The sequence below is a fragment of the Microbacterium sp. NPDC089190 genome (assembly GCF_040701795.1).
Taxonomy (GTDB): domain Bacteria; phylum Actinomycetota; class Actinomycetes; order Actinomycetales; family Microbacteriaceae; genus Microbacterium; species Microbacterium galbum.
Map to the genome: position 1 here is coordinate 939,309 of NZ_JBFBHF010000001.1, position 12,498 is coordinate 951,806.

Consider the following 12,498-nt stretch of genomic DNA (forward strand, 5'->3'; position numbering starts at 1 on the left):
GCCGTCCACGCGAGACGCTCCGCACGCACGACGAAGGCCCCCGGCGCGAGCCGGGGGCCTTCGAGGTGATCGGGATGCCGCGTCGAGGCGTGGCATCCGTCGATCAGGGTGGAGCCGGCGAGCGGCTCCACCCCGCGATCAGTTGTAGGTGCCGGGCGTGAAGTCGTCCGTCGAGAAGCTGTCGAAGTCGACGTAGCTCAGGTCGGCGTCGGAGTACGCACCGTCGGACGCGAAGATGCGGTTGGGGTACCGCTCGCTCTTCGCCTCTTCCGTCGCCTCGACCGTGACGTTGCGGTACTTCGCAAGACCGGTTCCGGCGGGGATGAGCTTTCCGATGATGACGTTCTCCTTGAGGCCGACGAGCGGGTCGCTCTTGCCCTCCATGGCCGCCTGCGTCAGGACGCGGGTGGTCTCCTGGAACGACGCGGCCGACAGCCACGACTCGGTCGCCAGCGACGCCTTGGTGATACCCATCAGCTCGGGACGACCCGACGCGGGGCGCTTGCCCTCGCCGACCGTCTCGCGGTTGATGGTCTGGTAGCGCTTGAAGTCCACCATCTCACCGGGCAGCAGGTCGGTGTCGCCGTGGTCGACGACGGTGACCTTGCGGAGCATCTGTCGGACGATGACCTCGATGTGCTTGTCGTGGATCGGCACACCCTGCGAGCGGTACACGCCCTGGACGCCGTTGACGAGGTACTTCTGCACCTCGCGGGCACCCTGCACGCGCATGACCTCCTTGGGGTCGAGCGTTCCGACCTGGAGGGGCTCACCCACCGAGACGTGCTGGCCGTCCTCGACCAGGAGCGTCGCGCGCTTCAGGACGGGGTAGACCACCGGCTCGTCGCCGTTGTCGGGCGTGAGGATGACCTTCTTGGCCTTGTCGGTCTCGTCGATCGTGATGCGACCGTCGGCCTCGGCGATCGGGGACGCACCCTTGGGGGTACGCGCCTCGAACAGCTCCTGCACGCGGGGCAGACCCTGCGTGATGTCGTCGGCCGACGCGGAACCACCGGTGTGGAAGGTACGCATCGTCAGCTGGGTACCGGGCTCACCGATCGACTGGGCCGCGATGATGCCGACGGCCTCGCCGATGTCGACGATCTTTCCGGTCGCGAGCGAACGGCCGTAGCACTTCGCGCAGACACCGACGGCCGAGTCGCAGGTCAGCACGGAGCGGACCTTGATCGTCTCGACGCCACCGGCGACCAGCTTGTCGATGAGCACGTCGCCCACGTCGTCGCCGGCCTCGGCCAGCACGGTGCCCTGCGCGTCGACGACCGCCGTGGCGAGCGTGCGGGCGAACACCGAGTTCTCGACGTTGGCGTCCTTGACCAGCGAACCGGTCGAGTCGGCCGCGGCGATCGGGAGCTCGAGGCCCTTCGACGTGCCGCAGTCCTCCTCGCGGATGATGACATCCTGCGAGACGTCGACGAGACGACGCGTCAGGTACCCCGAGTCGGCCGTACGAAGGGCCGTGTCGGCCAGACCCTTACGGGCACCGTGCGTCGCGATGAAGTACTCGGCGACCGACAGACCCTCGCGGTACGAGGAGATGATCGGACGCGGGATGATCTCACCCTTGGGGTTGTTCACCAGGCCGCGCATACCCGCGATGTTGCGGATCTGCAGCCAGTTACCACGGGCGCCCGACGAGACCATGCGGTTGATGGTGTTGTCGGCGGGGAAGTTGTCCCGCATCGCCTTCTGGACCTCGTCGGTCGCCTCGGTCCAGATCTTGATGAGCTCCTGACGACGCTCGGCGTCGGTGGTGAGACCCTTCTCGTACTGGCCCTGGACCTTCGCGGCCTGCTTCTCGTAGCCCGCGACGATCTCCGCCTTGTTCGGCGGGGTGAGGATGTCGCTCAGCGCCACGGTGACACCCGAACGGGTGGCCCAGTAGAAACCGGCGTCCTTGATGCGGTCGAGCGACGCAGCGACCTCCACCTTGGGGTACTCCTCGGCGAGCTTGTTGACGATCTGCGACAGCTTGCCCTTGTCGGCCTGCTCGCGAACGAACGGGTAGCCCTTGGGGAGCGTGTCGTTGAAGATCGCCTGGCCGAGCGAGGCGTCGACGAGACCGTGGGTCTCGTAGCCCTCGGGCGCCTGACCCTCGAGGAACGTCAGTCCGGGGATGCGGATGCGCGCCTTGGCCTGCAGGTCGAGGGTGCCCTCGTCCTTGGCCAGGATCGCCTCGCCCACCGAACCGAACGCACGGCCCTCGCCCACCGCACCCTCCTTGAGGGTGGTGAGGTGGTGCAGACCGATGATCATGTCCTGCGAGGGCAGGGTCACCGGGCGGCCGTCCGACGGCTTGAGGATGTTGTTCGAGGCGAGCATCAGCACGCGGGCCTCGGCCTGGGCCTCGACCGACAGGGGCAGGTGAACGGCCATCTGGTCACCGTCGAAGTCGGCGTTGAACGCCGCGCACACGAGCGGGTGCAGCTGGATCGCCTTGCCCTCGACGAGCTGGGGCTCGAACGCCTGGATGCCGAGACGGTGCAGGGTGGGTGCACGGTTCAGCAGCACGGGGCGCTCGCGGATGATCTCCTCGAGCACGTCCCAGACCTCGGGACGGTAGCGCTCGACGGCGCGCTTGGCGGCCTTGATGTTCTGCGAGTGACCGAGGTCGATCAGGCGCTTGATCACGAACGGCTTGAACAGCTCGAGAGCCATCTGCTTGGGCAGACCGCACTGGTGGAGCTTGAGCTGGGGTCCGACGATGATGACGGAACGGCCCGAGTAGTCCACGCGCTTTCCGAGCAGGTTCTGGCGGAAGCGACCCTGCTTTCCCTTGAGCATGTCGCTCAGGGACTTCAGGGCGCGGTTGCCGGTACCGGTGACGGGGCGACCGCGGCGGCCGTTGTCGAACAGCGCGTCGACGGCCTCCTGCAGCATGCGCTTCTCGTTGTTGACGATGATCTCGGGGGCACCGAGGTCGATCAGGCGACGGAGGCGGTTGTTGCGGTTGATCACGCGACGGTAGAGGTCGTTCAGGTCGGAGGTCGCGAAGCGGCCACCGTCGAGCTGCACCATCGGACGAAGCTCCGGCGGGATCACCGGGACGACGTCGAGCACCATCGAGGCCGGCGACATGCCGGTCTGCAGGAACGAGTTGACGACCTTCAGGCGCTTGATCGCGCGGATCTTGCGCTGACCCTTGCCCTCGGAGATCTGCAGGTGGAGGCTGTCGGCCTCGGCCTGCAGGTCGAAGGTCTCCAGGCGACGCTTGATCGACTCCGCGCCCATGTGGGCCTCGAAGTACTGGCCGAAGCGGTCCTGGAGCTCGTGGAACACGTCGTCCTCGGGCTTCAGGGCGCCGACCTCGAGCGTGCGGAAGTCCTCCCACACGCGCTCGAGCTTGGCGATCTGCTCGTCCGCGTTCTTGCGGGCCGCCGTCATGTCCTTCTCGGCGGCGTCCTTGACCTTCTTCTTCTGGTCGGCCTTGGCACCCTCCGCCTCGAGAGCGGCGAGCTCCTCCTCGAGCTTGGCGAGGCGAGCGGCGACGCGGGCGTCGCGGCGGTCGCCGAGCGTCTTCAGCTCGAGACGGATGTTGTTCTCCTGCGTGGCCAGGTCGCGGTGACGAGCATCCTCGTCGACCGAGATGACCATGTAGGCGGCGAAGTAGATGACCTTCTCGAGGTCCTTCGGCGCCATGTCGAGCAGGTAGCCGAGGCGCGAGGGCACGCCCTTGAAGTACCAGATGTGTGTGACGGGCGCGGCGAGCTCGATGTGGCCCATGCGCTCACGGCGGACCGAGGACTTGGTGACCTCGACGCCGCAGCGCTCGCAGACGATGCCCTTGAAGCGGACGCGCTTGTACTTGCCGCAGGCGCACTCCCAGTCGCGGGAGGGTCCGAAGATCTGCTCGCCGAAGAGGCCGTCCTTCTCGGGCTTCAGCGTGCGGTAGTTGATCGTCTCGGGCTTCTTGACCTCACCGAAGGACCAACGACGGATGTCGTCGGCGGTGGCCAGACCGATACGGATCTGATCGAAAGTGGTTGATTCGAGCACTGGTTCTCCTGTGTCGGAATTCTCTGAAATCTGAGCTGGGTCGCTGAGCTGGAAGCTCAGATCTCGTCGATCGACGAGGACTCGAAGCGGCTGGAGATGTTGATGCCGAGCTCCTCCGCGGCGCGGAAGGCGTCGTCATCCGTGTCGCGCAGGTTGACGGCGGTGCCGTCGGCCGAGAGGACCTCGACGTTCAGGCAGAGCGACTGCATCTCCTTCATGAGCACCTTGAAGGACTCGGGGATGCCGGGCTCCTGGATGTTCTCGCCCTTGACGATGGCCTCGTACACCTTGACGCGGCCGAGGATGTCGTCGGACTTGATCGTAAGGAGCTCCTGCAGCGCGTACGCGGCACCGTAGGCCTCGAGCGCCCACACCTCCATCTCACCGAAGCGCTGGCCACCGAACTGGGCCTTACCGCCGAGCGGCTGCTGGGTGATCATCGAGTAGGGACCCGTCGAACGCGCGTGGATCTTGTCGTCGACCAGGTGGTGCAGCTTCAGGATGTACATGTAGCCGACCGAGATGGGCGCCGGGAACGGCTCGCCGGAGCGGCCGTCGAACAGCAGCGTCTTGCCCGAGGAGTCGACCATGCGGTCGCCGTCGCGGTTGGGGATCGTCGAGTCGAGCAGACCCGCGATCTCCGCCTCGAAGGCGCCGTCGAACACCGGGGTCGCGACCTTCGTGCCGGGGGCGGCCTCGCGAGCCGACTCGGGCAGCTGGGCGGCCCACTCGGGGGTGCCCTCGACCTTCCAGCCCTGCTGGGCGATCCAGCCGAGGTGGAGCTCCAGGACCTGACCGAAGTTCATTCGACCGGGGATGCCGAGCGGGTTGAGGATGATGTCGACCGGCGTGCCGTCGGGCAGGAAGGGCATGTCCTCGATCGGGAGGATCTTGGCGATGACGCCCTTGTTGCCGTGGCGGCCGGCGAGCTTGTCGCCCTCGGTGATCTTGCGCTTCTGGGCGATGTAGACCACGACGCGGCGGTTGACGCCCGAGCCGAGCTCGTCGTCGCCGTCTTCGGCGTTGAACTCCTTGACCGCGATGATCGTGCCCTGCTCGCCGTGGGGCACCTTCAGCGAGGTGTCACGGACTTCGCGGCTCTTCTCGTTGAAGATCGCGCGGAGCAGGCGCTCCTCGGCGCTGAGCTCGGTCTCGCCCTTGGGCGTGACCTTGCCGACGAGGATGTCGCCGGGACGCACCTCGGCGCCGATGCGGATGATGCCGCGGTCGTCGAGGTCCTTCAGCAGGTCGGGGCTGACGTTGGGGAGGTCACGGGTGATCTCCTCCTTGCCGAGCTTGGTGTCGCGCGCGTCGACCTCGTACTCCTCGATGTGGATCGACGACAGCGTGTCGTCCTTCACGAGGTCCTGGCTGAGGATGATCGCGTCCTCGAAGTTGTGACCCTCCCACGTCATGAACGCCACGAGGAGGTTCTTGCCGAGGGCGAGCTCGCCGTTCTCGGTCGCGGGACCGTCGGCGATGACCTCGCCGGCCTCGATGCGCTCACCCGCGGAGACGACCACGCGCTGGTTGTAGGACGTGCCCTGGTTGGAGCGGTCGAACTTGCGGAGGAAGTAGTCCTGCGTTCCGCCCTCGTCGAGCTGGATGGTCACGACGTCGGCCGAGACCTCCAGGACGACACCCGACTTGTCGGCGGTGACGACGTCACCGGCGTCGATCGCGGCGAAGCCCTCCATACCGGTACCGACGACGGGCGACTCGCTGCGCACGAGCGGCACGGCCTGGCGCTGCATGTTCGCACCCATGAGGGCGCGGTTGGCGTCGTCGTGCTCGAGGAACGGGATGAGCGAGGTCGCCACCGACACCATCTGGCGCGGCGAGACGTCCATGTAGCCGATCTCGTCGACGGGGAACAGGTCGACCTCGCCACCCTGACCGCGGCGGGCCAGGATGCGGTCCTCCACGAAGTGACCGTCGGCCTGCAGGGCCACACCGGCCTGGGCGACGATGTGGTCGCTCTCCTCGCTGGCGGTGAGGTAGTCGATCGTGTCGGTCACACGGCCGTCGACGACGCGGCGGTACGGCGTCTCGATGAAGCCGAACGCGTTGATGCGGGCGAACGAGGCCAGCGAGCCGATCAGACCGATGTTCGGGCCTTCCGGGGTCTCGATGGGGCACATGCGGCCGTAGTGCGAGGGGTGGACGTCACGGACCTCGACGCCGGCGCGCTCACGCGACAGACCGCCGGGGCCCAGGGCCGACAGGCGGCGCTTGTGGGTCAGACCCGCGAGCGGGTTGTTCTGGTCCATGAACTGCGACAGCTGCGACGTTCCGAAGAACTCCTTGATCGCGGCGACGACGGGGCGCACGTTGATCAGGGTCTGCGGCGTGATCGCCTCGATGTCCTGCGTGGTCATGCGCTCGCGGACGACGCGCTCCATGCGCGACAGACCGGTGCGGACCTGGTTCTGGATGAGCTCGCCGACGGCGCGGATGCGACGGTTGCCGAAGTTGTCGATGTCGTCGGTGTCGAGGCGGATCTCCGCGGCCTGGCCGTTGCGGGTGCCGTCGAACGTGACGTCACCGCGGTGCAGGCGGACGAGGTACTTGATGGTCGCGACGATGTCGTCGACGGTCAGCACCGAGTCGCTCAGCGGCTTGTCGAGACCGAGCTTCTGGTTGATCTTGTAGCGACCCACCTTGGCCAGGTCGTAGCGCTTGGCGTTGAAGTAGAAGTTGTCGAGCAGCGCGCGCGCGGCCTCGGCGGCGACCTGCTCGCCCGGACGCAGCTTGCGGTAGATGTCGCGGAGGGCGTCTTCCTTGGTGAGGATCGTGTCCTTCGACAGCGTCTCTTCGATCGAGTCGAAGCCGCTGAACTCGGCGAGGATGTCTTCGCTGGTCAGGCCGAGGGCCTTGAGGAAGACGGTGACCGACTGCTTGCGCTTGCGGTCGATGCGCACGCCGACCTGGTCGCGCTTGTCGATCTCGAACTCGAGCCAGGCACCGCGCGAGGGGATGACACGGGCCGAGACGATGTCCTTGTCGGAGGTCTTGTCGGGCGTCTTGTCGAAGTAGACACCGGGCGAGCGGACGAGCTGCGACACGACGACACGCTCGGTGCCGTTGATGATGAACGTGCCCTTGTCGGTCTGGAGCGGGAAGTCGCCCATGAAGACCGTCTGCGTCTTGATCTCACCGGTCTGGTGGTTCATGAACTCGGCCTCGACGTACAGCGGGGCGGCGTAGGTCTTGCCGCGCTCCTTGCACTCTTCGATCGAGTACTTCTCGGGCTCGAGGTAGGGGTTCGTGAACGAGAGCTGCATGGTCTCGCTCAGGTCTTCGATCGGGGAGATCTCCTCGAAGATCTCTTCCAGACCGCTGATCTCGGGCACGTCGGTGCGACCGGCGGCCTGGGCCTCGGCGACGCGCGCCTTCCAGGCCTCGTTACCGACGAGCCAGTCGAACGACTCGGTCTGCAGCGCGAGCAGATCGGGAACGGTCAGCTTGTCGGAGATCTTCGCGAACGAGAGGCGGGATGCTCCGCGTCCGCTCTTCGGGGTGGTGGTGGTGGATGCGTTGCTCGCAGCAGCCAAGGGAATAACCTCCAGAAGCCCGGGCGAGGGGCTCGTGATTCCTTGTCGTCAGGTGGAGTGCGTTCCTGCCCCGATAACCTGCTCGTCGCACACCGCGGTGAGGCGGGGACGGGCAGGCTCAGCCGACCACCATATGAGGGCAGGGGGAATCGAGGAGCGCAAAGTCCAAGCATACGCGGCAGGACTCGCCGTGTCCAGTCGAATTCTTGACGCGTCTGCGGACCTGCGGTATAACCGCGTGCGCCTGTCGCCCATTCCCTCTCGGGCCCGCCCTCAGACGCGCCGGAACCGCACGCGATCGCCCGGTCTCACCTGCGCCAGCGCATCCAACGCGGCATCCGTCACCACGGCGATCACGGGATAACCACCGGTGACGGGGCCATCGGCCAGCAGGACGACGGGGCGGCCGTGCGGAGGCACCTGGATCGCCCCCGGACGCATCCCTTGGCTGGGCAGCTCGTCGTGTCGACCGCGGTCGAGGGCGGGGCCGTCGAGACGGACGCCGACGCGATCCACGTCGCTCGAGACGCTCCAGGGGGTGTCGAGAAGCGTCGCCCATGCGTCGGCCGCGAACCAGTCGGCACGGGGACCCTCCGCGACGGCGACCTGGTGCAGCGAGGGAGGAACCGTCCAGGGGAAGGCGTCGACCACGGGAACGGCGGATGCCGCGGACCCGGCATGCAGCACATCGCCCGCGTGCACGGGAGCGGGGCCGAGCCCCGCCAGCACGTCGCGCGCTCGCGAGCCCAGAGCGGCCGGGGCGGCGATCCCCCCGCGGACGGCGAGGTAGGCCCGCAGCCCCGCACGAGCGGACCCGAGGCGCACCTCGCCCCCGGCGGGAACGAACCGGGGCGCGTAGGCGTCCACCGCGCGGCCGTCGACGACGACGTCGACCAGGGCTCCGGTCACGCACACCCATGCGTCGCGCTCGGCGCGGGCGACGAAGCCGCCGAGGGCGATCTCGAGACCGGCGGCCGCCTCGTCGTTGCCGACCAGGCGGTTGGCCACGCGCAGCGCCCGCCGATCGAGGGCCCCCGAGCGCGCGACACCGAGGGCGGCGCGACCGGCGCGACCGAGGTCCTGCACGGTGGTGAACGCGCCGGGGTGGAGGACGCGGAGGGCGGGGCGGGCGTCGGCGGTCGCGACGGCTGCGGAGGGGGCTGAGCCCGTCGACGCCTCCGGGGGCGGCGGCGCGGCGAGGGGTCCGGCGGCGACGCGCTCGCGCTCCGGGACGAAACGCACGCGCGCTCGCGGCGGCAGCAGCACCGGCGTGGCGGCATCCGGATCGAAGAGCACCGCGTCGGTCGAACCGATCAGCCGCCAGCCTCCCGGGGTCTCACGCGGATAGGCCCCGCTGAAGGCGCCCGCGATCCCCACGGCCCCGGCCGGCACGCGGGTGCGCGGCTGCGCCAGGCGCGGCACGTCGTGGCGCCACTCGTCGCTGACGAGGTAGGCGAACCCCGGGGCGAAGCCCGTGAAGGCCACCGTCCATTCCACCCCCGCGTGCCGGGCCACGAGATCGCCCGCGGGGATGCCCAGCAGCGCGGCGGTCTCGTCGAGATCGGCGCCGTCGTAGCGCACCGGCACCTCGACGAGAGGGCCGGGCGGCCCGGCTCCGGCGGGCGAGAGGGCGGCGCGGCGGATCCACTCCTCGACCGCCGCCCGGCCGATGCGGCGCGGGTCGAACGCGACGAGGACGGTGCGCGCGGCCGGGATCAGCTCCTCCACGCCCGCGGGCGGCGCGACGGCGAGGGCCGCGTGCAGGGCCACGACACCGGTGAGGTCGGCGACCTCGGCCAGCACGGCCCGCTCCCCCATGGGCCGCAGGGTGACGGATGCCGCGCGATCGGCATCCCCCGAGGGCGTCACCACGGAGCGCGCACCGCGACACCGGCGTCGTCGAGAGCGATGCGCACCGCCCGCGCCATCTCGACCGCGGCGGGGCTGTCGCCGTGCAGGCAGAGGGAGGCCGCGTCGACCGGGAGGGAGGTGCCGTCGACGGCGTCGACCACTCCCTCGCGCACCAGCCGCAGCGCGCGCTCCGCCACCCGGGCGGGGTCGTCGAGCAGGGCTCCCGGGGTCCCGCGCGGGACGAGCGCGCCGTCGCGGGTGTAACCGCGGTCGAGAAAGGCCTCGCGCACGAAAGGAAGTCCCGCGGATACCGCAGCCTCGGCGATCGCCCCCGACAGACCGAGCACGGGCAGGGGCCGACCGAGGCGGGCGGAGTGGTCGGCGACGGCGGCGACGACCGCGGCCGCCTGCCCCGCGTCGTCGATCACCGCGTGGTACAGCGCGCCGTGGGGTTTGACGTAGCGCAGCTCGGCACCCGCCGCGGCGAGCGCGTCGAGCTGCGCCGCGATGCTCGCGCGAAGGTCGGCGGGGGCGGGGTCGCGGCGCACGCGGCCGAAGTTGTCGCGGTCGTCGTACGAGGGGTGCGCTCCGACGGCGACGCCGAAGCGGCGGGCCCGCTCGATCGAGGCCCGCATCGAGGCGGCGTCGCCCGCGTGCGCGCCGCAGGCGACGTTGGCGCTCGACACCACGGCGAACATCGCCTCGTCGTCGGCGGTCGGCATCCCGCCGACCGTCTCGCCGAGGTCGGCGTTGAGGTCCACCTGCATGCTGCCACGGTAGCGGCGGGGCGGCCGGGGCGGTGCCGCGCCCCTCACCGGAACACGGGATGCCCCGAGAACAGGACGCTCGGAGCCCGCGGCATCCTGTCCTCGACGGATCCCCCGTTCCCGACGCCCGGTCGGGCCTCGCCGCCGCCCGAGCCCCCTCACCGCCGCCCGGCCCGATCGACGCCCCGCCCGGCGGCCGCCCCGCGGGCGAGGGGCGGGCCGGTAGCGTGAACGCATGGCCCGCATGCGCATCGAACCCGACGACGCCCCGACGGCTCGACTGTCGGACGGGTCGCTCGCGCGCGTCTCTCCTTCGGGGTTCGTCTCGGGCTGGGAGCTCGTCGTCGACGGCACCCCGCAGTCGCACGTCGACCTCGACGACCCGACGCACCTGCACTTCGAGTACGTCGCGCGGATGGGCGCCGTCATCGACCGGCTCCGGATGCCGGGCCAGCCCCTCACCGCCGTGCACCTGGGCGCGGGTGCCCTCACGCTCCCCCGCTACGTGGAGGCCACGCGGCCGGGGTCGCGTCAGCAGGTGATCGAACTCGAGCCCGCACTGTGGGACCTCGTGCGCGAGAACCTGCCCCTTCCTCGCGGCGCCTCGGTGCGCGTGCGCATCGGCGACGCGCGAGAGGGACTCGGTCGGCTGCCCGCGGGCCTGGACGGGGCCGTCGACCTGCTCGTCAGCGACGTGTACTCGGGTGCACAGACCCCGGCCCACCTCACCACGGTGGAGTTCTACCGCGCGGCATCCCGTCTCCTGGCACCCGACGGTGTCCTCCTGGTCAACGTCTCGGACGGACCCGGCCTGGCCTTCGCCCGTCGGCAGGTCGCAACCATCCGCGAGGTCCTCCCCGAGGTCATCGTGCTCGCCGAGGTGCAGGTGCTCAAGGGTCGCCGGTTCGGCAACCTCGTGGTCGCCGCCTCCGCCGCGCCCCTTCCCGTCGAGTGGCTGCCGCGCCTGATGGCGGCGGGACCCCACCCCGCGAAGGTGGCCCAGGGCGACGAGATCGTCGAGTTCATGCGCGGGTCGCGTCCCGCCACGGATGCCGACGCGACGCCGTCGCCGAAGCCCTCGGCATCCATCTTCGAACGCTGACGTCGCCGGATGTCGGGCAGGGGCTTTCGCCCCTCGACCGCGTGGCGCGTGCGGTGTCGGCACGAGGTCGGCGCAGACTGGAACTCCTGCCCGACCGAGAGGAGCGACGGTGAGCTACATCCACGGGTACGACCCCGACACGTTGCGTGAGATCACCGACTCCCGCGAGTGCCAGGAGCGTCTCGACGAGATCGGGTCGCAGCGCAGTCTGCACGCCCTCCTCGAGCGGGTGTGGCTGCTGAAAGTGCTCGACCGGTTCGACGAGGCCTTGGCCGTCTCGGAGCAGTCCGTGCGCGTGGCCCGCATGGCCGGGACCCGCCGCGATCTGCTGCGCGCGCGCATCCTGCACGCCACGATCATGCAGTGCCGGGGCGCCTACGCCGCCGCCGAGCAGGAGCTCACCATGTGCGCCGAAGAGGCTGAGGGACAGGGCTGGGCGAGCATCGCCGCCTTCGCGCTGCAGCACCGCGGCAAGGTGCACTACGACGAGGGCGACTACGAGGGCGCCCGTCGCGACTTCAAGCAGGCGCTCTTCCTCCGTCAGAACGCCGGCGCCACCGACGCGCAGCTCGAGTCCACGCTGCTGGCGATCGACGCAGCCGACCGTCGACGCACGCGCGAGGTCGTCGCGAGCTGAATGTCGTAGGCCACGCCTAATCTTCCGGTCATGTCCGATCTGCAGCGCGTACGCACGTGGGCCGAGGCGCTGATCACCCTGCACCTCGACGCGTCGTGGACGTTCGCGTTCGACAACGCCAAGCGACGCGCGGGGCTGTGCGACTACAGCCGCAAGCGCATCAGCGTCTCGCGGTATCTGGCCGCCCGATACGACGACGACACCAACCATCAGACGCTCCTGCACGAGGTCGCGCACGCGCTCGCGGGGCCCTCGGCCGGCCACGGGCCGCGCTGGAAGCGCACGGCGCTCGAGCTCGGCTACGTCGGCGGCACGACCCACGCCGGAGAGACGGCGAACGAGCTCGCCCCGTGGGTGGGCACCTGCCCCGCCGGGCACGTCGCCTATCGTCACCGACGCGCGACGCGGCCGACGTCCTGCGCGAAATGCGCTCCGTCGTTCGACCCGCGCTTCGCGCTGTCGTGGGTGCACCGCGACATCACGCGCGCCGAACGTCGCGCTGCCGCCACTCCGCGGTGATGGCCTGCGGCGGGTGTCGCCGGGCCCGCGGCCGTCCGCGAGGGGCGGGCCCGA

7 protein-coding genes are annotated in these 12,498 nt (G+C 69.8%); 3 read left to right on the plus strand and 4 right to left on the minus strand.

Annotated elements, in window-relative coordinates; genetic code table 11:
- Positions 1-138: 138 nt before the first annotated feature.
- The 4 genes from rpoC to AB0230_RS04670 all read right to left on the minus strand — a co-directional run bounded on the left by rpoC (position 139) and on the right by AB0230_RS04670 (position 10,186).
- Positions 139-4,014 carry a DNA-directed RNA polymerase subunit beta' gene (rpoC, locus tag AB0230_RS04655; protein WP_315993662.1) on the minus strand — a complete coding sequence of 1,292 codons (3,876 nt, stop codon included), beginning with the start codon at positions 4,012-4,014 and terminating at the stop codon, positions 139-141.
- Positions 4,015-4,070: 56 nt separating this feature from the next.
- Positions 4,071-7,568, minus strand: coding sequence for a DNA-directed RNA polymerase subunit beta (locus AB0230_RS04660; RefSeq protein ID WP_315993663.1), 3,498 nt, complete (start codon positions 7,566-7,568; stop codon positions 4,071-4,073).
- A 273-nt stretch (positions 7,569-7,841) separates the two neighbouring features.
- Positions 7,842-9,440 (minus strand): urea amidolyase family protein, encoded by a 1,599-nt coding sequence (locus AB0230_RS04665; RefSeq protein WP_366374228.1) that lies wholly within the window; start codon positions 9,438-9,440, stop codon positions 7,842-7,844.
- Positions 9,434-10,186, minus strand: a complete 753-nt coding sequence (locus tag AB0230_RS04670) for a 5-oxoprolinase subunit PxpA (RefSeq protein WP_366374230.1) — start codon at positions 10,184-10,186, stop codon at positions 9,434-9,436. The genes AB0230_RS04665 and AB0230_RS04670 overlap by 7 nt, the downstream gene beginning before the upstream one ends.
- A gap of 235 nt (positions 10,187-10,421) precedes the next feature.
- Here AB0230_RS04670 and AB0230_RS04675 point away from each other — a divergent pair, with 235 nt between their 5' ends.
- The 3 genes from AB0230_RS04675 to AB0230_RS04685 all read left to right on the plus strand — a co-directional run bounded on the left by AB0230_RS04675 (position 10,422) and on the right by AB0230_RS04685 (position 12,444).
- Positions 10,422-11,288, plus strand: coding sequence for a fused MFS/spermidine synthase (locus tag AB0230_RS04675; RefSeq protein ID WP_366374232.1), 867 nt, complete (start codon positions 10,422-10,424; stop codon positions 11,286-11,288).
- A gap of 109 nt (positions 11,289-11,397) precedes the next feature.
- Positions 11,398-11,925: a hypothetical protein gene (locus AB0230_RS04680; protein ID WP_315993667.1), complete on the plus strand. Its 528-nt coding sequence runs from the start codon at positions 11,398-11,400 to the stop codon at positions 11,923-11,925.
- Between the two features lie 30 nt (positions 11,926-11,955).
- A complete protein-coding gene (locus AB0230_RS04685) occupies positions 11,956-12,444 on the plus strand; it encodes a SprT-like domain-containing protein (protein ID WP_315993668.1) in 489 nt (162 codons plus the stop codon).
- The last annotated feature ends 54 nt before the right edge of the window (positions 12,445-12,498 follow it).

Coding starts and splice junctions, on each gene's coding strand:
- AB0230_RS04675 (WP_366374232.1), top strand. CDS start 10,422: ATGGCCCGCATGCGCATCGAACCCGACGACGCCCCGACGGCTCGACTG.
- AB0230_RS04670 (WP_366374230.1), bottom strand. CDS start 10,186: ATGCAGGTGGACCTCAACGCCGACCTCGGCGAGACGGTCGGCGGGATG.
- AB0230_RS04685 (WP_315993668.1), top strand. CDS start 11,956: ATGTCCGATCTGCAGCGCGTACGCACGTGGGCCGAGGCGCTGATCACC.